This is a genomic window from Thiothrix unzii, from assembly GCF_017901175.1.
GTDB classification, from domain to species: Bacteria; Pseudomonadota; Gammaproteobacteria; order Thiotrichales; family Thiotrichaceae; genus Thiothrix; species Thiothrix unzii.
In genome coordinates this window covers 999,104-1,019,252 of the sequence record NZ_CP072793.1, presented here as the reverse complement: position 1 = coordinate 1,019,252, position 20,149 = coordinate 999,104, and the positions used below count along the sequence as shown (strand labels likewise).

Below are 20,149 nucleotides of genomic sequence, written 5' to 3'. Positions count from 1 at the left end.
AGAGAAAGAGAGGTACTATTCTTGTTCCTCCCCTGACAAGGGGAGGCTAGAAGGGGTTTCTTTATTCCATTTCAACCACTAAATCCCCCTGCTCGACCAGTTCTCCGGCATGCAGGTGGATTGCGCGGATTTTACCTGCGACTGGCGCGGTAATCGTGGTTTCCATTTTCATGGCTTCGATAACGAACAGTGGGGTGTTTTGCTCCACTTCGTCGCCAGCTTTAGCCATAATCGCGGACAATTTACCCTGCAATGATGTGCCGATTTCCTTGTCGCCCACCGCTTTACGGTTGGTGGCACGAGTCGGTTTCACTGCGAGATCACGGATTTGCACGGTACGAATCTGACCATTGAAGTCAAACGTTACTGTACACATACCGTTTTCATCCGCTGGGGAGCGGTACAGCAGCTTAATAATCAGCACTTTACCTTTGCCCAACTCGACCAAAACTTCTTCATTAAGCTTGAGGCCGTAGAAGAATGCCGGTGTTGGTAAATGGCTCAGGTTGCCGTATTCCTGCTGATGCTTGTAGAAATCACGGAATACTGCCGGGTACATTTTGAACGACAGGAAATCAAGGAAGGTTTGCTCAGGGTCGAATTCTTGCTGGAATGCAGCAAATTCGACATCCAAGTCCACGGGCTTAATGTGATCGTTCGGACGACCCGGATACGGTTGCTCACCCTTGAGGATAATGTCGCTCAATGGTTTCGGGAAGCCACCCGGCACTTGTCCCAGACCGCCTTTGAACAGGTCAATCACGGAATCGGGAAATGCCAGCGTTGTGCCACGCTCCATCACGTCGGCTTCGCTCAAACCGTTGGAAGTCATGTAAATCGCCATATCGCCCACGACTTTGGACGATGGGGTAACTTTCACAATGTCGCCAAACATGCGGTTGACCACTGCGTAGTTTTCTTTCACTTCCTCGAACTTGTGCTCTAACCCTAACGCAATCGCTTGCGGACGCAGGTTGGAATATTGCCCACCCGGAATTTCGTGATTGTACACTTCCGCCGTGCCTGCTTTTAAGCCGGACTCGAACGGGTAGTACATTTCGCGCACGTCTTCCCAGTAGTTTGCGTAAGCATTCAACGACTTCAGGTTAAACGGCTGTTCACGCGGCTGGCCTTCCATCGCGGCAATCAACGAGTTCATATTGACCTGTGAAGTCAAACCCGACATGGAACTCATGCAAGCATCCACCACATCCACCCCGGCTTCAATCGCTTTGAGCAATGTCGCGGACTGAATCGACGCGGTATCGTGGGTGTGCAAGTGAATCGGAATATTCACGGTTTCTTTCAAAGCACTAATCAGCGTAGTCGCGGCATACGGTTTCAACACGCCCGCCATGTCTTTGACCGCCAGCATGTGCGCTCCGGCATCTTCCAATTGCTTGGCAAGATCAAGGTAATATTGCAGGCTGAACTTGTTGGACGGGTCGGTATTCAGCACATTACCGGTGTAGCAAATCGTGCCTTCCGCAATCCCACCGGTGCGCTCGCGTACCACTTGAATGGATTTGCGCATCCCTTCGATCCAGTTGAGGGAGTCGAAAATGCGGAATACGTCGATACCGTTTTCCCACGATTTCTCGATGAAAGCCTCAATCAGGTTGTCGGGGTAAGCGGTGTAACCCACGGCATTCGAGCCACGGAACAACATCTGGAACAAAATATTCGGAATCGCTTCACGCAACAGTTTCAAACGTTCCCACGGGCATTCGTGCAAGAAGCGCATTGAAACGTCGAAAGTTGCCCCGCCCCACAGTTCCAGCGAGAATAATTGCGGATGGTTTTTAGCCAAACCTTCGGCAATTTTCAGCATGTCCTCGGTACGCACCCGCGTTGCTAACAACGATTGGTGGGCATCGCGCATCGTGGTATCGGTGTAGAAAATGTTCGGCTGTTGCTTCACCCATTGACAGAATTTATCCGCACCCATTTCGGTCAACAGATTTTTTGTGCCTTTCGGGTAATCGCCTACGATGTCAAATTCAGGAACCAGCGGTTTGCGGAAGTGCTTATGCGGGTCAACGTATTTCACGTCCGGGTTGCCATTGACCGTCACATTGCCAATGAATTTGAGGGTTTTCGTACCCCGGTCAAAGCGCAACGGGGTGTGGAACAGCTCTGGATGATTGTCGATAAAGGTGACAGAACATTGTCCGCTGGTGAACACCGGATGTTCCAATACGTTTTCGAGGAAGCCGATATTGGTTTTAACCCCACGGATACGGAATTCCTGCAAACCGCGCAAATTACGGCGAATCGCGCCATCCAAAGTGCGCCCCCACGCGGTCACTTTTACCAGCATGGAATCGAAAAACGGGGAAATTTTTGCCCCCGGATACGCTGCACCCGCATCCAAACGGATACCGAAACCGCCGGTACTGCGATACGCAATGATCGTACCGTAGTCAGGCTTGAAGCCGTTTTCCGGGTCTTCGGTGGTAATCCGACATTGCACCGCGTAACCGTTGCACTGAATCGAATCCTGATCCGGGATATTAATATCACTCAGCGTCGCCCCGCCAGCAATCAAAATCTGGCTGCGTACAATGTCGATCCCGGTGATTTCTTCGGTAATGGTGTGTTCCACCTGCACCCGTGGATTCACTTCAATAAAGTAAATACGCTCGTCTTTATCGACCAAGAATTCGACCGTACCGGCGCACGAATAATCCACGTGACGGGTAATTGCCAGCGCGTATTTGTACAGATTTTCGCGGGTTTCGTCTTTCAAACCGGTGCTGGGCGCGACTTCCACCACTTTCTGGAAACGCCGTTGCACGGAGCAATCGCGCTCGTACAAATGCACCAAATTGCCGTGGGTATCACCCAAAATCTGGATTTCAATGTGCTTCGGTGAGTCGATGTATTTTTCAAGGAAAACCGTGGCATCGCCGAACGCTTTGAGGGCTTCGTTACGCGCATCGTTATACGCACTTTCCAACTGCGATGGCTCACGCAATACCCGCATCCCACGACCGCCACCACCGGAAGCTGCTTTCATCATTAACGGGTAGCCAATGCGATCCGCTTCACGGCGGGCGATTTCGAGACTATCCAGCGGCTCTTTGCTGTCTTCGATAATCGGCAAACCGGCAGCAATCGCGTTTTCTTTCGCTGCGACTTTATCGCCTAAACGCTGCATTGCCTCAGGTGTGGGGCCGACGAAGATAATACCTTCTTCGCGGCAACGACGTGCCAGTGTCACATTTTCTGACAAGAAGCCGTAACCGGGGTGAATCGCATCCGCATGGGTGCGTTTCGCGACGGCAATAATGCCTTCAATATCCAAGTAGGGCTTAAGTGGCTCGTCGTCTTTACCGATCTGATACGCTTCGTCCGCCTTGTAACGGTGCGGTGAAAAGCGATCTTCATAGGTGTAGATCGAAACGGTACACAGCTTGAGTTCTGCTGCCGCACGCAAGATACGGATTGCAATTTCGCCACGGTTGGCGACCAGAAGCTTTTTGATTTGCCGGGTCATTGGATTGCCTTTAATGAGGGTGAATCAGGGTTGATACCGACTGTGAGCGGTTGTATTGCCTACAATAGCAACACATTTATTATGGTTGCTAGTTTGCGTGAGTCAGCGGCTGCTGTAAAGCCATAGCCGTGTATTACGACAGGATTACAATGCCAAGCCCATGCGTTCCCAACGCACTTGATTGCCTTTGACGGATAACCATACTACTTTCGCCTGTGCAATCACGCCATCCAATGGCACTGCACCAAAAAAGCGCGAATCATTACTGGCAGTGCGATTGTCGCCCATCATAAATACCTGCCCCGTCGGAATCTGTAAATCAGTTTGCGGTAACGCCGCATTAGGTTGTTCCCAAACCACTTGCCAAGTCGCTTTACCGTCGGTTTCGGTCACTTGCACCCCCTTAGCTTGCGGGGTTTGTCCGGCACTGAGCGATTTACCGTTGATATAAATTGCCATGCCTTCAATGCGCAAATGCTCACCCGGCAAACCAATCACGCGCTTAATGAAATAATGACTGCGGGTATTCGGGTGCGCAAAAATCACCAAATCGCCACGCTTCAACGTTTTGCCGCAACCTGGGCAGTTATAGCGTTTATCTGCAAACAACATATCGCCGGTCATTACCGTGGGTTCCATACTGCCGGATGGTACGCGGAAAGTTTCCACCCAATGATCGCGGGCGTAAGCATTCAATGCCGGTACTGCCACCACAGCGCAGGCAATAAACACCAGCAGATACACTCCGCTGCGTTGCCAAGGCTGCAAAACGTAATCCGGCTGCCGCCGTGCTATACGAAAAGCATCAATCGCGCCATACAACCACCCGCTACCAGCCAACAGCAAATACCCTGCCCCACTCGCCAATAACCATTGACCCGGCACGTATAGCGCAATCATTGCAACCACCACTATCGGTAACAGCGACAGGCACAAAAAGAACCAAATGGCTTTGTTAACTTCACCGTTATAAAGCTGTCCGTAACCGGGCAACAGCAACGACAGCAGCAGCGCGAGCCAAGGTTTACGGCGTTTGACAGGGTGTTCCATAGTAGTGCTATTTGATGGCGATGGGGTGTTATACCAAAAATAGTGCGGTTACGCTGTGAAACCTGAGATACTCGATAAAACAAAACCACGATCATGAACCAATGCATGAGCTGCCACACGCAGTTCCGTGCCGACTAGGGACTACACCATGTTAAGAAAATTGTCATCAGGACTCATCGGCTTGTTGCTATTAGCCGCGCCACTCGCCCACGCATTTGAACCCACCACCCAAAAAGTCACGGACAACGTATACGCCATCATCGGCGAACTCGACCAACGCAGTGCCGACAATCAAGGCTTGAACAACACCACCGGCTTTATTATCACCGCTGACGGAGTAGTATTGGTTGGTTCTGGTGCAACCGCAGGCAGCGCGAAAATGCTCGAAGCCGCCGTCAAAAGCGTTACCGACAAACCCATCAAGCAAGTGATCAATATCGGCGTGCAAGACCATCACTGGATGGGCAATAGCCATTTCCTTGCGCAAAAAATTCCGGTTAGTGCCTTAGCCAAAACCGTAGCCAGCCAGCACGAACAAGAACCCATGAACCGGATGCGTCTTTCCAGCGCGATTGGTGGCAAGCCTGAAGACCTGAAGGTGGAATACGCCAGCGAAACCTTTGAGGGCGACGAAAAAACCCTAACCATCGGTGGCGTGGAAATGTCGTTGCGTTACCTCGGTGATGCGCATTTCCCCGGCGATGCGGTGTTGTGGTTGCCCAAGGAAAAGCTGGTATTCACAAGTGATATGGTGTTCAACGAGCGGATGCTGGGCGTATTGCCGGAGATTTCCAAAGTAAAAGACTGGCAGGCAACTTTCAAGAAAATGGCAGAACTCAAACCCGAACACGTCATTGCAGGGCATGGCGCACCCAGCGATTTGGCTACCGCACAGAAAAATACCGGCGATTACCTTGATTGGCTGGTAACGGAAGTCGGTAAATCGCTAGAGGAGATGGAAGATTTGGGTGATGCGGTTAAACGTTTGTCAGCCGATGATAAATTCAGCTTCCTCAAATTGTCCAAAGACTTGCATGGGCGCAATGTGCATCAGACTTATCTGCAACTTGAGGCCGAATAAACCATAAGTGATTCTTAGAGATTAAATAGATTTATCAGCCCGCATTGACTATAATTCAAGCGTCCCTAGCTCTTACGAGAGGATTTGTTGGACATTGTGAAGTGGCTCGTCATGGTTGCTTTTACAGTCTTTAGGCGTGATCATTCATCACGCCTTTTTTATGCGCCCCCCGCCGTGCTGTTATACAATCGCGTTTTTGCTGACGATGACGCTGTTGATTTTATGATACGCATTACTGAATTGCGCCTCCCACTGGAACATTCTGCTGACGCTTTACCTGCGGCAATTGCGCAACGCTTGGGCGTTACCCTTGATGAAGTGTTAGCTTTCACTATTTTCAAACGCGGCTACGATGCCCGCAAACGTGACGCAATTGTGCTGGTATACACCATCGACGTAACTATCGCAGCGGAAGCGGCAGTGTTAGCGCGGTTTAGCACCGATCAACACATTAACCCCAGCCCCGACACCCGTTATCAACCCGTCGCGCAAGCCCCTGAAAACCTTGAACAACGCCCGGTCATTGTCGGCTTTGGCCCATGCGGGATTATGGCGGGGTTATTGCTGGCACAAATGGGGTTTCGCCCGTTGATTTTAGAGCGCGGCAAAAAAGTACGGGAACGCACCAAAGACACTTGGGGTTTATGGCGTAAAAGCGAGTTAAACCCCGAATCCAATGTGCAATTTGGTGAAGGCGGCGCGGGGACATTTTCCGACGGCAAGCTTTACAGCCAAATCAAAGACCCCAAACACTACGGGCGCAAAGTCTTAACTGAATTTGTGAAAGCCGGTGCGCCGGAAGAAATCCTTTATCTGAGCAAACCGCACATTGGCACGTTCCGCTTGGTGAAGATGGTGGAAAACATTCGCCACCAGATCGAGCAATTGGGCGGAGAAATTCGTTTTCAGCAGCAAGTCACCGACCTTGTGATTGAAGCAGGTCAAGTGCGCGGTTTGGTATTAGCCAGTGGCGAACAAATCCGTACCGATCACGTCATTATGGCGTTGGGACACAGTGCGCGGGACACCTTCACCATGCTGCATCAACGCGGTGTTTTTATGGAAGCGAAACCGTTTTCGCTGGGTTTCCGTATTGAACACCCACAACGCCTGATTGACCAAGCACGCTTTGGCAAACACGCGGGTAATGAAAAACTCGGCGCGGCAGATTACAAACTGGTGCATCACGCCAATAACGGGCGGGCGGTGTACAGCTTTTGTATGTGCCCCGGCGGGCAAGTAGTGGCAGCAACCTCAGAAATCGGGCGCGTCGTCACTAACGGCATGAGCCAGTATTCACGTGCCGAACGCAACGCCAATGCGGGTATTGTGGTCGGTGTTACCCCCGAAGATTTTCCCGGCGGCCCGTTAGCGGGATTGGAATTTCAACGCCAATGGGAGTCACGCGCCTACGAATTAGGCGGCTGCAATTACCACGCACCGGGACAACTGGTCGGCGATTTCATCAAAGGCCAAGCGTCAACCCAACTCGGTACGGTTGAGCCATCTTACCAACCGGGCGTGCAGTTAACCGACCTTGCAACGAGTTTACCCGACTACGCGATTGGTGCGATTCGTGAAGCTTTGCCTGCGTTTGAACGCCAAATCAAAGGCTTTTCGCTGTATGACGCAGTGTTGACCGGGGTAGAAACCCGTACTTCGTCGCCACTGCGCATGACACGCGGGCAGGATTTGCAAAGCGTCAATGTCAAAGGGCTTTATCCGGCGGGCGAAGGCGCGGGCTACGCGGGCGGCATATTATCGGCGGGCGTGGATGGTATTAAGGTGGCGGAAGCGGTAGCAACGGCGATGGTTGCGGCTTCCCGTTAATGCGGGCTGCGATCCAACGCAACATCCTTGACCTGAATCAATGTCCCCCACCTCGCCATGCCCTACCCTTGCGCAACGCTTGAATTCAAAGGGTATGAAATGGCTTACACTGAACCTTATACTGCTGATTGGGATGCGTTGCCGAACGTGGCGATGCCGTTTATGAACACCGTGCACAGCGAGGAATTGGCATTGGTTTCGCGCTTACTAACAGACCTCGAAACTGCCGCCGCACCCGTCACCATTGATGCACAAGTCGCCGCATGGGTGGAACACACCAAAGCGCATTTTGCCCGTGAAGAACTGTTGATGCATCAATACGATTTCTTCGCCACGCCGTGCCATCAGGGTGAACACGAAACGGCGTTGCTGCAATTGCTGGGGGTGCAACAGCAATGGTTGCGCGAGCGCGATACCGCGATGTTGCAGGATTACATTCAGTATTGGCGCGAATGGTTGCAACAGCACATCAGCTCGATGGATTTTGTGACGGCGAATTTCCTCAATCAGTTAAATGTGGAAGTCGAGCTGACATAGGGTCTACGGGTTTTTTGCATGGGTAACAGGCTTCTGATAGAGTCGGATCATGCGTAAACACATCATCCTGTTTCTGATTTTGCTCATGACCGCCCTGCCCGTCTGGTCGGCGGCGAGTGTGTGCCATCATGTGGCAACGCCCCCGATGAAAATGCAGATGACTGATCACCACTGCTGCCTCGATAAGCAACAGACAGCCGCTCATTCGACGGCTGCCGATGCCTGCCATTGTGACCAACTCCAACACGCGCAATTTATTTTGAGCTTGCCCGAAGTGCTGGTTACAGCACCCGGCAATCGTTTTATCCCACCCGTTTTGACGTTTCAGCCCTTGCCGGAACGTGCTGATGTACTCTACCGCCCACCCATCGTCTGAGCTTGTTCGCGTTATCTCACTTAAAGCTTAACCTTTGAATTAACGGAAGATTTCTCTATGAACAAGCATTTCTATTTTGGCGAAGTGGTGGATGGCTATGCCGTCCGTGTATTGAACGAACGTGAAGCTCGCGCGGGTGCGGGGCTGTTATTTGTGTTTGCGATTTTGTCGTTTTTGTATGCGTACCGCACGATGGATTTTCGTTATACCAGCATTTTCATCACGTTTTTTATGGTGGACTTTTTTATTCGGGTATTGGTAAATCCCAAATACGCACCGAGTCTGATTGTGGGGCGTTTCTTTGTGGCGCGGCAAAAACCCGAATACGTGGGTGCGGCACAAAAACGGTTTGCTTGGAGCATTGGCTTGGTGTTGTCGGTCATTATGTTCTGGCTGGTCGTGGTGTTGGAAATGATGACACCAATCAAAATCTACATTTGCACTGCCTGTCTGATTTTGTTGTTTAGCGAAACCGCTTTTGGGATTTGCATTGGCTGCGTGCTGTACAACCTGATCCATAAAACACCACCGACACTCTGCCCCGGCGGGGTGTGCGAAGTGCGCCAAAAAGAAGAGATTCAGCGCATTAATCCCATTCAGGCAACCATTGCGGTGTTAGCTTTGGGCGTGGCTGGCTTTTTTCTTTACGGGGCAATTCATGCTTAATGCTGTAATGCGCTATCGCCTGACCGACTAAATCACCCACAAAAAAGGAGTGCCGCAGCACTCCTTTTTCTCAGACGCAGTTTACGCCTTACTTCTCATCATCCGTATCCAACCCACCGTGAAACTCCAGCCACATCACGTTGATGATACCGAAAGAACACGCCAGCAATACGCCGAGCAACCAAGCAAAATACCACATGGTAAAATCTCCTTAATAGACTGAGTGATCATTGTCACGGATGAATTTAACGGTAATTTTGCCCCACATCTGTTTGTAGCACCACACGGTGTAAAACAGGATCAATGGCACAAAAATCACTGCTGACCAGAACATAATCGCCAGCGTCAAATGACTGGAAGCCGAATCCCAAATCGTCAAACTGTGGTTCGGGTTCAAGCTAGAAGGCATAACGAATGGGAACAACGACACACCCGCCGTCATAATCACCCCAATCAAGCACAAGGAGCTGTGAATAAAGCTCAGCACCGCACGGTCTTTCCCCGCCAAAATCAACACGCCCAGCGCACCAACAAAGCCTGCCAACGGTGCAGCAATTGCCAACGGATAAATACTGTAATTCGCCAACCACGCGCCTGCCATTGGCACAACGGTTTTCGCCAGCGGATTCGGCAAGGAATCATGCGGTGGTGCTTGGGTAATCACATAGCCATCAATCCCCGCCCACAACCAAATGCCCGCCAGCCCGAAGGTCACAATCACCCCAGCCGCCGTCCATTGCGCCGCTTTACGTGAACGTGCATACACCGCCTCATCCGTGCGCAACATCAAATACGTCGCGCCCTGCATGGTAAACATCAGCAAACTCACCAAGCCCACCAACACCGCAAACGGGTGGAACAGCTTAAAGAATGAACCGTAAGTCGAAATCCGTAGGAACTCATCAAACGCAAACGGCACGCCCAGCAACAAATTGCCAAACGCCACGCCAATCACCAACGGCGGCACAACACCTGCCACAACCAGCCCCCAATCCCACGTATTGCGCCAGCGCGTATCCTCAATCTTGGAACGGTAGTCAAACCCCACCGGACGGAAAAACAGCGAGAATAAGGTCAGCACCAACGCCCAATAAAACGTCGAAAATGACGCGCCAAAGGTAATCGGCCAAGCCGCAAAAATCGCACCCGCTGCCAGAATCAACCACACCTGATTGCCATCCCAGTGCGGCGCAATCGCATTAATCGCTACGCGGCGTTCCTCGTCAGTTTTACCGACAATGCGTAACAACGCGCCCACGCCCATATCGAAGCCATCAGTCAAGGCAAAGCCAATAAACAGCACACCGACCAACAACCACCAGATCAACTTAAACGTTTCGTAATCAAAAATCATGGTTTGCTCCTTAGACCTGATCGTTCATTTTGTCAGCATAAACTGTACCCGCGTGACCGCCACCGTGCTTCTCAAAGTGATAGCGTCCGGTATGCAGGCTGCTAGGCCCTTGTTTCGCAAACTTGATCATCAAGTACATTTCAACCACCAACAATACGGTGTAGAAGAACACAAACCCGGCAATTGACCCGATCAAATCCCACTCGGTCAAAGTCGATGTCCCAAGGAAGGTCGGTAGCACTTCACCGATTGCCCAAGGCTGACGACCGAATTCCGCCACAAACCAACCGGATTCAATCGCAATCCAAGGCAACGGCAACCCCAGCACCGCCAAACGCATCAACCAACGCTTGTCATATGCAGTCTTTTTCGCGGTGTAATAAAACGCCAACGCAAAAATAAACAACATCGCCACACCCGATGCCACCATGACACGGAATGCCCAGAATAACGGTGCAACTTGCGGCACGGTATCTTTCGCAGCCATTTGAATCTGCGCTTCGGTCGCATCCACCACATTCGGCGTATAACGCTTCAGCAACAAACCGTAACCCAAATCAGCCCGCAAACGCTCGAAACTTTCCTTATCCACGTCGCTGGCAGTGCCTGCACGCATTTTCAAAAAGACTTCATACGCCAAAATGCCGTTGCGGATGCGGTGAGTATTTTCTTCAACCAGATCATTGATGCCTTTAACCTCACCCGTCAGCGAGCGGGTTGCAATCAAACCCAGCGCGTAAGGAATTTTAACGGCAAACTCGTTTTCACCCTTTTCCTGATTAGGCCACGCAATCACATTAAAACCTGCTGGCGCGGGTTCGGTGTGCCATTCCGCTTCAATCGCCGCGAGTTTCATTTTCTGTACGTCACCGGCTTCATAACCGCTTTCGTCACCCAGCAAGATAACCGACAAAATTGAAGCCATACCAAAGCCCGCCGCCACTGCAAACGAACGTTTCGCAAACCCAAGATCACGCCCTTTGAGGATGTACCATGCACTGATCGACAGCACGAACATTGCGCCCGTCACATAACCCGCCGCCACGGTGTGAATGAACTTCACCTGCGCGACCGGATTCAGCAACACGGCTGCAAAATCCACCATTTCCATGCGCATGGTTTCATAACTGAATTCCGCACCGACAGGGTTTTGCATCCAGCCATTCGCAATCAAAATCCACAACGCGGAAAGGTTCGTACCAATCGCCATCAGCCAAGTGACCGACAAATGCTGCACTTTGCTTAAACGATCCCAACCGAAGAAGAATAAGCCGACGAAGGTCGATTCGAGGAAAAAAGCCATCAAGCCTTCAATAGCGAGCGGTGCGCCGAACACATCACCCACATAATGTGAGTAATACGCCCAGTTCGTGCCGAACTGAAATTCCATCGTCAAACCGGTGGTGACACCGAGCGCGAAGTTAATACCAAACAGTTTGCCCCAAAATTTCACCATATCCTTGTAGATTTGCTTGCCGGTCATCACATAGACCGACTCCATAATCGCCAGCATGAAAGTCATGCCTAACGTCAGGGGTACAAACAGGAAATGGTAAAGGGCGGTCACAGCAAATTGCAGCCGTGACAGATCGACGACTTCATCAGTTATCATACGTTACCTACCTCTCTAGCACATGAAAAAACTCAGCACGCCCACATGGCAAATCTCGTGCCATTTATATTTGTTAGGTGAACGTACTCTGAATCGCAATGCAACAACATTGATAAATGTCAAAATAACGTAGAAATACCTGAGTTATATAGTGTACTATTTGTAGGGTTAATTAGATTGCGCCAGCAGCTTCAAGCGTTGCCAATCCATGACGCGAATGGACTGCTTTTGTTCCCTCAAAATGCCATCCCGTTTCCAAGAGGCGAACAAGCGGCTCACTGTCTCTATCGTCAACCCTAAAAATTGAGCAATTTCGGAACGTGACAACACCAACGGAACCCACCCATTAGCGGAAGCGGCATTGCACCAATCCACTAAAAAGGATGCGAGGCGTTCTGGGGAACGTTTTGCCCCCAACTCCAACAAACGTTCGTCAGCGTGTTGCAACTCTTTAATGCAACGCACCATGATCAAACGTTCCACTTCGGCTTTGTGTTCGCCTAAATCTTGTAAGCCAGCAACAGGAATCCGGCACACATCAATCTCGCCCACTGCCGCCGCGCTGTGGTTATAATATTCCGCCACTAAACCATCAAAACCGAAAATTTCCCCGGCTCTAACAATGCGGATAATTTGCGATTTACCTATTAAGGTGGTTTTAGCCAATTTGACGTAGCCGTGCATCAGCACGTAAATAGCGGTAGCTGCCGACGCTGTTTCATAAACGGTTGAACCCGCCATAAAATTCAAACTTTCGGCATCAAGATTTTGTAAGGCATCCTCGATCGGACGACCTAATTCTGTAAAAATCCCTAGTTGACAAATGGGGCAACGGGATTTTCCCCCTTGGGATTTCTTAGTGTTCATTTTGCAGCATCCTTATGCAGTACCCATGCACTATTACGGATTACCGCTCAAGATTCATTGCGTTTTATCAATTATGCAATAGGATGTCGTTTCACCCTATAGGAGTTCGGCCGTTGCTTTCACAACCTCACCACCACCAAAACCCATTTCCCTTTTTTGCGGTGGATGCCGCGTTTTCTGAGGAACAGTGCGCAACGCTTGAGCAACTCTTTTTGCAAGACAGCACTTGGCAACATCGGGATGGTGCGTTTTACCGCTGTTCATTGCGCGAAGTGACCGACGAGATTCCTGCAACGTTTCATCACGAAATACTCGCTCGAATGCGTGAGATTACCGGGCTGCCACTCGTGGAACGTTTTATGGTCACAGCGCAACGGATGCAGCCCGGACACGTCATTGGCATCCACAGCGACCGCCCGCTGTTGGGCTACGAAATTGCGCGATTGGTGCTGCAACTCAATAAAAACTGGCAAGCGGAACACGGTGGTGTGCTGGAATTATTTGCCTCACCAGAGGGCGAAGCGACATTCAAGGTCAACCCTGAATACAACAAAGCTTTTGGCTTTTTACTGCACGCCGCGTCTTATCACGGTGTCACCGAAGTAACTCAGCCGCGCCAAACTGTGGTCTTCAATTTCTGGCATGTCGCTAATACGCCCGAACTTGAAGCACACATTAAAGCCTTGTTTGCCAACCTGCATTTCTCGGAATTACCCGCAGCACTCGACCCGATTGCCGCCGCTGCCGAAGCAAGTTTGCCGGAAGAAGTAACCTATCGGGCAGGTACGGCGGCGGTTGCGCTGCAACGCTGGGGCTATGACGCGGCAACGGTTGTGAATGGATACCAGTACAGTGCGGGACTGGATAGCAACGATACGCACGATGCCGAAACCTATGCAGCCGTGCGATTAGCGGACTGGATGGCGTATTTGTATCGGGATTCGTTTAATCTGGCTCGCTGGAAAATCTTACGCGACGAACTGGCGGGAATGGAAAGGTTTACACGCTTGCTACCGACTTGGCAGCTTTGTTTGCCGGAATGGGGTTAGTTGTCACAAGACTCAATCACGGCTGATTCGTAACCTCGATTCCTGATTAGCCAAGTATGTAGTTTCAACAGGCAAAAGAAAACCCCGATTCAAGGGTTAAACATGCCCACTCCCACTTTATGCTTAGGTCGTATTACACGGAAGGATACGCTACAATTCCCTGAAATCGTTGGCATCCAGTCGGGTATATGCGACCTAATGTCGTCTTGAACGGCGACATTAGGTCGCCTAATAGTAGTTAGTTTGAAAAACGAGGAAAAAAATGACGGACAAATTCTCAAAAGCCGCAAAAGATCTGACTGACTCAGAGAGGAAAAAAGCTTTAGAGAGCGTACTTGATAATGCGAATGAAACTGAAGCAGGGATTATTCGACAAATTCTAGGAGAGGACGGTAAGCCATTGACAGAAAAACAAAAGAAAGTTTATGAAAAGTATATAGAGCCAGCATTGGTTGAGAAATGTGGTGCACTAGGTTGCACACGATTCTCTCTCGCAGGTGAAACCTACTGTGCAACTTGTGCCATTGATTACGGCGAATAATTTTCATTCTTAGTTCTAACCCGGCGCTCAAGCCGACCCGCATACTGCGGGCGGCTTACCTTGTTCGTTAAAAAACAACTGTAACTTTTCCAGTGTGAAGTCAAACCAAAAGTTTAGGGTTTATCCACTAAACCCAATTCTCCAGCCTCAACCCAACAACCCGCTGAAACTCATCGGTGTTATTAGTCACTACCGTCAAGCCATTGGCTAACGCTGTCGCGGCAATTTGCAGATCATAAGCCCCAATGGGTGTACCTTTTCGCTTGAGATCGGCACGAATCCGTGCAGCTTGTTTGGCATCTTCAGGGGTAAAGTCGAGGATAGTCATCGGGCGCAGGAATTTTTCCAACGCCGCCAAGTTGCGTTTGTGAGCCTGACTGTTTTCAACGCCATAATACAATTCAAACACCGTAACGGCTGAAATGAACACTTGCGCTGGTTTCAATGCCGTGAAGCGCAGCAACACTTCTGGCGGTTTTTCCTTGATGAGATAAATACAGATATTGGTATCCAGCAGGTACTTCATTACCACTCTCGCTCTTGCACGGCAGGCTGTTCGCGCCCTTGCGCCATGAAATCGTCTGAAAACTGTTCGATGGCGAGCAGCCAATCGTCCCAAGATTGCTTTAGCGGTTCAAGGATAATGCGATTGCCCTCGCGGGAAATTCTGACTTCAGTACCTGACAGCCGAAAAGCTTTGGGTAAACGAATGGCTTGCGAACGCCCATTCTGAAAGATTTTTGCTGTTTGCATCACGCGCTCCTCTCATCAAAAAGTATATACCAAAAATATAGACTTTTTGCCGCATGAACTCAAGCATTACCCACAAAAGAAAACCCCGACCAGCGGGGCTTTCTTCTTATCTTTCTCCCTTCACCCCTTGCGGGGGAAGGGTCGGGGATGGGGGGAAGTAATCCGCAGGATTACATCATGCCGCCCATACCACCCATGCCGCCCATATCAGGCATTGCAGGCGCGTCTTTCTTCGGCAGTTCAGCGACCATTGCTTCGGTAGTGATGATCAGGCCAGAAACAGATGCCGCGTTTTGCAATGCAGTACGGGTAACTTTGGTTGGGTCAAGGATACCCATGGCAATCATGTCGCCGTACTCGGAAGTACGTGCGTTGTAACCGTAGTTACCTTCGCCCGCTTTCACCGCGTTCAGCACCACAGATGGCTCATCACCTGCGTTAGAGCAGATTTGGCGCAGTGGCTCTTCCATCGCACGCATGGCGATTTGGATGCCCACGTCTTGCTCGTGGTTTTCGCCTTTCAAGCCAGCAATGCCTTGCAGGGCGCGAACCAGTGCAACACCACCGCCAGGAACCACGCCTTCTTCAACCGCAGCGCGGGTAGCGTGCAGCGCGTCTTCTACGCGGGCTTTCTTTTCTTTCATTTCGACTTCAGTTGCCGCGCCGACTTTGATAACTGCAACGCCGCCTGCCAATTTGGCAACGCGCTCTTGCAGTTTTTCACGGTCGTAGTCAGATGAAGTGGTTTCGATTTGTGAACGCACTTGGTCAACACGCGCCTTAATGTCGTCAGGTGAACCCGCGCCATCAATAATGGTGGTGTTGTCTTTGCTGACGTTGATGCGCTTGGCTTGACCCAGATCGTCCAGCGTGACTTTATCCAAAGCCAAACCGACTTCTTCAGAAATCACAGTGCCGCCAGTCAGGATAGCGATGTCTTGCAACATGGCTTTACGACGGTCGCCGAAGCCCGGTGCTTTAACCGCAGCCACTTTCACGATACCACGGATGTTGTTTACCACCAATGTCGCCAGTGCTTCGCCTTCGATGTCTTCCGCGATGATCATCAGTGGCTTGCCTGCTTTAGCCGCGCCTTCGAGGGCTGGCAGCAATTCACGGATGTTGGAAATTTTCTTGTCGTACAACAGTACGAACGGGCTTTCCAGTTCAGCCGACATGCTTTGTTGGTTGTTCACAAAGTACGGGGACAGGTAGCCACGGTCGAATTGCATCCCTTCAACCACGTCCAGTTCGTTGTCCAGACCGGAGCCTTCTTCAACGGTGATAACGCCTTCCTTGCCTACTTTGTCCATTGCCGTGGCAATGATATTGCCGATAGCGTCGTCAGAGTTGGCAGAAATGCTACCGACTTGGGCGATGGCGTTGGTGTCTGCGCAAGGCTTGGACATGTTGTGCAGTTGCTCAACCGCAGCGATAACCGCTTTGTCGATACCGCGTTTCAGATCCATTGGGTTCATGCCCGCTGTAACCGCTTTCATGCCTTCACGCACGATAGCTTGTGCCAGAACGGTTGCAGTGGTAGTACCGTCACCTGCCGCGTCAGAAGTCTTAGAAGAAACTTCTTTAACCAGCTGTGCGCCCATGTTCTCGAATTTGTCTTCCAGTTCGATTTCTTTGGCAACGGAAACGCCGTCTTTGGTCACAGTCGGTGCGCCGAAAGATTTTTCCAGCACAACGTTACGGCCTTTAGGACCCAGTGTAACTTTTACAGCGTTAGCCAGAACATTAATGCCGCGAACCATGCGAACGCGAGCGTCATCACCAAAACGTACTTCTTTAGCACTCATTTCATAATCCTCTTAAAATTTAGCCTTCGATAATCGCCAGCAGATCTTCTTCGCGCATGATCAAGACTTCTTGACCATCCATTTTTACTGCTGTACCGGCGTATTTACCAAACAGAACTTTGTCACCGACTTTTACTTGCAGCGCGATACGCTCATTGTCATCGCCAACTTTGCCAGGGCCTACCGCGAGGACTTCGCCACGATCAGGCTTTTCAGTAGCATTGTCAGGGATGATGATGCCGCTGGCAGTTTTGCGCTCTTCTTCCATACGGCGTACTACAACGCGGTCATGTAATGGACGGATATTCATGGTCAGTATTCTCCTCAAACCAATAGGATTAGGACATTAGGGTTGTTGTTAGCACTCTAGGCTAGTGAGTGCTAATAATAGGGGCGGGCAAAGTAAAGTCAAGGGCGGTCAGACGAAATTTTTTCGGCGTGTTCGTGGCGGCTGACAACTTCACCCTCAATATCACGCGGATGCTGTGTAGAACGGGTAGTCGTCGTTTGCTGAAAACCGCCGCGCACCACCAAACCGCGCTTGAGCACGAATTTCAGTAGCAGGTAACGTGTCGGCGGCAATACTAATAGCAACCCTAAAGCATCGGTAAAAAATCCCGGAATCAGAAACAAAATGCCACCCAAAGCGATAAAGCTTCCTTCTAATAAGGCTTGAGCGGGCATCTCACCGGCATTTATATTGCGTTGCGCACGCATCAAGGTGGAAAACCCCAAGCGACGCAACAGCGTAATCCCCAACACGGTGCTGGCAATTAGCAGTAAGAAGGTGGGGAATGCCCCCAATGCACCACCGATTTCAATCAATAACCAAATTTCAATCAATGGGATAAGGAGCAACAGAACGGCAAAAACAGGCATGACAATTCCAACGGCGAATACGGTTAAACACTATATCCGCCCAACTTCCTGCTTTTCAAGGCAACACCAGAAAATTACGGTTTAAGCCGGTCACGCAACCGCTTGCAGACGTTGCTCTTGTTGCTGGCATAACTGCATCAATGGCACGGGTCGCCCACAGTAATAGCCTTGAGCAAAATCCACCCCGATTTGCCGTAAGTGCTGCAAGGTTTCCGCATCTTCGACCAACTCAGCGATGGTCAGCAAATTCATTACCTGCCCGACTTCGTGTACCGCTTTGACCATTGCCGCGTCCACGGGGTTGGAAACTAGGTTGTGCACAAAGTTGCCGTCAATTTTCAGGTAGCTCAGTGGCAATTCCCGCAAATAATTAAGGGATGAGAAACCGCTCCCGAAATCGTCCAGCACCAAATGACATCCTAAACTGTGCAAGGCGTTCATAATGCGTTTCGAGTGTACAAAGTTACTGATCGCCACGGATTCGGAAATCTCGAAGCAAATCATGCCGGGGTTAACCCCTGTGCGTTTGATTTGCTGCTCGACATACGCAAAACACTCAGGATCTTGCACCGTATGCGATGACAGATTAATCATCAAGCGCGTTTGCTCGCCTGCTTGATCGGCAGCAGATGAGCAACACTTCGCTAAAGTTTCTAATGACTTACGAATAATCCAACGATCAATGCCCACCATTAAATCCAAACGATCAGCCATCGGTAAGAAACTACCCGGATTCAACAGCACTTGGCGGAAAGGCAGACGCAACAACACTTCGTATTGACGTATATTATCGGTACGCTTTTCACTCAGCGGCGCAATCGGCTGGATAAACAGCATAAAACGGTCTTCACGAATCGCGTCTTTGAGTAATTTACCCCAATCGGTAACACGCTGATTAGAAACCGCCTCGGTTTCAGCCTCGCCAGCATGAACAAATACCTGATTACGCCCCAACGCTTTAGCCGTATAACAAGCACGGTCTGCATCGGCAAATAATTGTTTAATTTGGATATGGGATGCGGGCATGAACTCTAATAAGCCAATACTTGCACCGATTGAAAACACCCGGCCTTCCCAACTAAAACGGAAATTACGCAATTCCGTCAGGATGGTTTCCATGATACTGCGCCCTTTATCTTGGCTACAGCCTTCCAGAAACACCGCAAATTCATCACCACCAATCCGCGCCACTTTATCCGAAGTCCGCACCGAATGGCGGAATATTTGCGCGACTTGCTTTAACAACTCATCACCGGCTAAATGCCCACACGTATCATTGATAATCTTAAAGTTATCCAAATCTACACTGGCTAAAACATGAGTGCGCAACAAACTCGAAGTATCGTGTGCCAGTTGCTCCACGTATTGCTCAAAACTGGAACGATTCATTAAATCGGTTAACGCATCGCGTGATGCCTGACGGTATAAACGATTAATAACCTTACGGTCAGCGGTGACATCACGGAAAATAAACACCACTGCTTTACAGTCATCTAAAATGCAGGTGGTATGTAACTCCACGAATTTCGCATCACCTACGCGCGGGTGCAATTTCACCTGTCCAAACTGTAAAGGATGCCCCGGATGTACCCGATGTGCTTCAAAAGCACGCCGCATCACCGGATTCCCTTGTAAATCCTCTAAACGCAGCACTTTTTCCACGGGTTCACCCATGATTTTATCGCGCTGCCACAACGTTAACTTTTCCGCACTGGCATTCATGTAGGTCACTTTACCCTGCGGATTAACCACCACTACGCCACCTGCGAGCGCGTCCAATACCCACTCGGTATTAACCTGTTCAACCGCAGCCGCAGGATTGGGTACAAATGCCTCTGCATCATTAACACGCACGGCCTTTCGCTCATGACGCGCCAACCACAATAACGATAATGCTTGCAGTGCCGCCATCGACAACAACACATAAGGTAACGATGCCATCAATAATGAGGACACATCAGTGGATTCAGCGACTGAATCGCGCAGCTCACGATTAACCAACCACCACAGTAAGGAAGCGATTAACACGAACAACGATAGGACTGGAATGACAAAACGCATCAAATCCCCCTGCACAAGGCAAGTCTGTTTTTATGATTAAATATTGCCCTTTATTATAGGGAATTATTCGATCAAAAGCTACGCCGCCCGTCTGATGCCGAATTTCTTACAGACCAAAGGTAAAGCTACATTAGCTCTCACTTTGCGTAAGCGCAATCAAGCATTACCGCCGTTTGCTTACTAAAA

Annotated in this window: 20 protein-coding genes; 8 read left to right on the top strand and 12 right to left on the bottom strand. The window is 50.3% G+C overall.

Annotation, left to right across the window (positions count from 1 at the left end; translation table 11 throughout):
* Nucleotides 1-61: 61 nt before the first annotated feature.
* Together J9260_RS05260 and lepB are read right to left on the bottom strand one after the other, a co-directional pair.
* Complete coding sequence (locus tag J9260_RS05260; RefSeq protein WP_210219986.1) at nucleotides 62-3,499, bottom strand: pyruvate carboxylase; 3,438 nt, start codon at nucleotides 3,497-3,499, stop codon at nucleotides 62-64.
* Between the two features lie 144 nt (nucleotides 3,500-3,643).
* Nucleotides 3,644-4,549 (bottom strand): signal peptidase I, encoded by a 906-nt coding sequence (gene lepB, locus J9260_RS05255; RefSeq protein ID WP_210219985.1) that lies wholly within the window; start codon nucleotides 4,547-4,549, stop codon nucleotides 3,644-3,646.
* 148 nt (nucleotides 4,550-4,697) lie between these two features.
* Between lepB and J9260_RS05250 the strand changes: the two genes are divergently transcribed.
* From J9260_RS05250 to J9260_RS05230, 5 genes are all read left to right on the top strand, one after another.
* A complete protein-coding gene (locus J9260_RS05250; RefSeq protein ID WP_210219984.1) occupies nucleotides 4,698-5,630 on the top strand; it encodes an MBL fold metallo-hydrolase in 933 nt (310 codons plus the stop codon).
* A gap of 222 nt (nucleotides 5,631-5,852) precedes the next feature.
* Nucleotides 5,853-7,460 carry an NAD(P)/FAD-dependent oxidoreductase gene (locus J9260_RS05245; RefSeq protein WP_210219983.1) on the top strand — a complete coding sequence of 536 codons (1,608 nt, stop codon included), beginning with the start codon at nucleotides 5,853-5,855 and terminating at the stop codon, nucleotides 7,458-7,460.
* Between the two features lie 99 nt (nucleotides 7,461-7,559).
* Nucleotides 7,560-7,997: a bacteriohemerythrin gene (locus J9260_RS05240; RefSeq protein WP_210219982.1), complete on the top strand. Its 438-nt coding sequence runs from the start codon at nucleotides 7,560-7,562 to the stop codon at nucleotides 7,995-7,997.
* Between the two features lie 49 nt (nucleotides 7,998-8,046).
* Nucleotides 8,047-8,373, top strand: coding sequence for a hypothetical protein (locus J9260_RS05235; RefSeq protein ID WP_210219981.1), 327 nt, complete (start codon nucleotides 8,047-8,049; stop codon nucleotides 8,371-8,373).
* Nucleotides 8,374-8,430: 57 nt separating this feature from the next.
* Nucleotides 8,431-9,039, top strand: coding sequence for a DUF4395 domain-containing protein (locus J9260_RS05230; protein WP_210219980.1), 609 nt, complete (start codon nucleotides 8,431-8,433; stop codon nucleotides 9,037-9,039).
* Nucleotides 9,040-9,127: 88 nt separating this feature from the next.
* On the opposite strand, the gene cydX is transcribed toward J9260_RS05230, so the two are convergent.
* The 4 genes from cydX to J9260_RS05210 form a co-directional block, all read right to left on the bottom strand.
* Nucleotides 9,128-9,238: a cytochrome bd-I oxidase subunit CydX gene (cydX, locus tag J9260_RS05225; RefSeq protein ID WP_093066620.1), complete on the bottom strand. Its 111-nt coding sequence runs from the start codon at nucleotides 9,236-9,238 to the stop codon at nucleotides 9,128-9,130.
* Between the two features lie 12 nt (nucleotides 9,239-9,250).
* The gene (gene cydB / locus J9260_RS05220; RefSeq protein WP_343231191.1) at nucleotides 9,251-10,393 is read right to left on the bottom strand and encodes a cytochrome d ubiquinol oxidase subunit II; all 1,143 of its coding nucleotides are present in this window, start codon (nucleotides 10,391-10,393) and stop codon (nucleotides 9,251-9,253) included.
* A 10-nt stretch (nucleotides 10,394-10,403) separates the two neighbouring features.
* Nucleotides 10,404-12,005 (bottom strand): cytochrome ubiquinol oxidase subunit I, encoded by a 1,602-nt coding sequence (locus J9260_RS05215; protein ID WP_210219979.1) that lies wholly within the window; start codon nucleotides 12,003-12,005, stop codon nucleotides 10,404-10,406.
* Nucleotides 12,006-12,173: 168 nt separating this feature from the next.
* Nucleotides 12,174-12,872, bottom strand: a complete 699-nt coding sequence (locus J9260_RS05210) for a Crp/Fnr family transcriptional regulator (protein ID WP_210219978.1) — start codon at nucleotides 12,870-12,872, stop codon at nucleotides 12,174-12,176.
* A gap of 113 nt (nucleotides 12,873-12,985) precedes the next feature.
* Here J9260_RS05210 and J9260_RS05205 point away from each other — a divergent pair, with 113 nt between their 5' ends.
* The 3 genes from J9260_RS05205 to J9260_RS18875 all read left to right on the top strand — a co-directional run bounded on the left by J9260_RS05205 (nucleotide 12,986) and on the right by J9260_RS18875 (nucleotide 14,533).
* Nucleotides 12,986-13,921 carry a 2OG-Fe(II) oxygenase gene (locus tag J9260_RS05205; protein WP_210219977.1) on the top strand — a complete coding sequence of 312 codons (936 nt, stop codon included), beginning with the start codon at nucleotides 12,986-12,988 and terminating at the stop codon, nucleotides 13,919-13,921.
* Nucleotides 13,922-14,183: 262 nt separating this feature from the next.
* Nucleotides 14,184-14,462, top strand: coding sequence for a hypothetical protein (locus tag J9260_RS05200; protein ID WP_210219976.1), 279 nt, complete (start codon nucleotides 14,184-14,186; stop codon nucleotides 14,460-14,462).
* Nucleotides 14,459-14,533: a DUF1010 domain-containing protein gene (locus J9260_RS18875; RefSeq protein WP_425520115.1), complete on the top strand. Its 75-nt coding sequence runs from the start codon at nucleotides 14,459-14,461 to the stop codon at nucleotides 14,531-14,533. The genes J9260_RS05200 and J9260_RS18875 overlap by 4 nt, the downstream gene beginning before the upstream one ends.
* A gap of 56 nt (nucleotides 14,534-14,589) precedes the next feature.
* Here J9260_RS18875 and vapC read toward each other — a convergent pair whose 3' ends face one another.
* From vapC to J9260_RS05170, 6 genes are all read right to left on the bottom strand, one after another.
* The gene (vapC, locus tag J9260_RS05195) at nucleotides 14,590-14,988 is read right to left on the bottom strand and encodes a type II toxin-antitoxin system tRNA(fMet)-specific endonuclease VapC (protein ID WP_210219975.1); all 399 of its coding nucleotides are present in this window, start codon (nucleotides 14,986-14,988) and stop codon (nucleotides 14,590-14,592) included.
* On the bottom strand, nucleotides 14,988-15,215 hold the full coding sequence (gene vapB / locus J9260_RS05190) for a type II toxin-antitoxin system antitoxin VapB (RefSeq protein ID WP_210219974.1): 228 nt from the start codon (nucleotides 15,213-15,215) through the stop codon (nucleotides 14,988-14,990). Before vapB ends, vapC begins: the two co-directional genes overlap by 1 nt.
* A 170-nt stretch (nucleotides 15,216-15,385) precedes the next feature.
* Nucleotides 15,386-17,023 (bottom strand): chaperonin GroEL, encoded by a 1,638-nt coding sequence (groL, locus tag J9260_RS05185; protein WP_210219973.1) that lies wholly within the window; start codon nucleotides 17,021-17,023, stop codon nucleotides 15,386-15,388.
* Between the two features lie 19 nt (nucleotides 17,024-17,042).
* A complete protein-coding gene (gene groES, locus J9260_RS05180; protein ID WP_093069816.1) occupies nucleotides 17,043-17,333 on the bottom strand; it encodes a co-chaperone GroES in 291 nt (96 codons plus the stop codon).
* 98 nt (nucleotides 17,334-17,431) lie between these two features.
* A complete protein-coding gene (locus tag J9260_RS05175) occupies nucleotides 17,432-17,902 on the bottom strand; it encodes an FxsA family protein (protein ID WP_210219972.1) in 471 nt (156 codons plus the stop codon).
* A 90-nt stretch (nucleotides 17,903-17,992) separates the two neighbouring features.
* Nucleotides 17,993-19,963, bottom strand: a complete 1,971-nt coding sequence (locus J9260_RS05170) for a putative bifunctional diguanylate cyclase/phosphodiesterase (protein ID WP_246499642.1) — start codon at nucleotides 19,961-19,963, stop codon at nucleotides 17,993-17,995.
* Between the last annotated feature and the right edge of the window lie 186 nt (nucleotides 19,964-20,149).

Excerpts from the sequence above, each read along its gene's own strand:
- J9260_RS05260 (WP_210219986.1), bottom strand. The coding sequence starts at position 3,499 with ATGACCCGGCAAATCAAAAAGCTTCTGGTCGCCAACCGTGGCGAAATT.
- lepB (WP_210219985.1), bottom strand. The coding sequence starts at position 4,549 with ATGGAACACCCTGTCAAACGCCGTAAACCTTGGCTCGCGCTGCTGCTG.
- J9260_RS05250 (WP_210219984.1), top strand. The coding sequence starts at position 4,698 with ATGTTAAGAAAATTGTCATCAGGACTCATCGGCTTGTTGCTATTAGCC.
- J9260_RS05245 (WP_210219983.1), top strand. The coding sequence starts at position 5,853 with ATGATACGCATTACTGAATTGCGCCTCCCACTGGAACATTCTGCTGAC.
- J9260_RS05240 (WP_210219982.1), top strand. The coding sequence starts at position 7,560 with ATGGCTTACACTGAACCTTATACTGCTGATTGGGATGCGTTGCCGAAC.
- J9260_RS05235 (WP_210219981.1), top strand. The coding sequence starts at position 8,047 with ATGCGTAAACACATCATCCTGTTTCTGATTTTGCTCATGACCGCCCTG.
- J9260_RS05230 (WP_210219980.1), top strand. The coding sequence starts at position 8,431 with ATGAACAAGCATTTCTATTTTGGCGAAGTGGTGGATGGCTATGCCGTC.
- cydX (WP_093066620.1), bottom strand. The coding sequence starts at position 9,238 with ATGTGGTATTTTGCTTGGTTGCTCGGCGTATTGCTGGCGTGTTCTTTC.
- cydB (WP_343231191.1), bottom strand. The coding sequence starts at position 10,393 with ATGATTTTTGATTACGAAACGTTTAAGTTGATCTGGTGGTTGTTGGTC.
- J9260_RS05215 (WP_210219979.1), bottom strand. The coding sequence starts at position 12,005 with ATGATAACTGATGAAGTCGTCGATCTGTCACGGCTGCAATTTGCTGTG.
- J9260_RS05210 (WP_210219978.1), bottom strand. The coding sequence starts at position 12,872 with ATGAACACTAAGAAATCCCAAGGGGGAAAATCCCGTTGCCCCATTTGT.
- J9260_RS05200 (WP_210219976.1), top strand. The coding sequence starts at position 14,184 with ATGACGGACAAATTCTCAAAAGCCGCAAAAGATCTGACTGACTCAGAG.
- vapC (WP_210219975.1), bottom strand. The coding sequence starts at position 14,988 with ATGAAGTACCTGCTGGATACCAATATCTGTATTTATCTCATCAAGGAA.
- vapB (WP_210219974.1), bottom strand. The coding sequence starts at position 15,215 with ATGCAAACAGCAAAAATCTTTCAGAATGGGCGTTCGCAAGCCATTCGT.
- groL (WP_210219973.1), bottom strand. The coding sequence starts at position 17,023 with ATGAGTGCTAAAGAAGTACGTTTTGGTGATGACGCTCGCGTTCGCATG.
- groES (WP_093069816.1), bottom strand. The coding sequence starts at position 17,333 with ATGAATATCCGTCCATTACATGACCGCGTTGTAGTACGCCGTATGGAA.
- J9260_RS05175 (WP_210219972.1), bottom strand. The coding sequence starts at position 17,902 with ATGCCTGTTTTTGCCGTTCTGTTGCTCCTTATCCCATTGATTGAAATT.
- J9260_RS05170 (WP_246499642.1), bottom strand. The coding sequence starts at position 19,963 with ATGCGTTTTGTCATTCCAGTCCTATCGTTGTTCGTGTTAATCGCTTCC.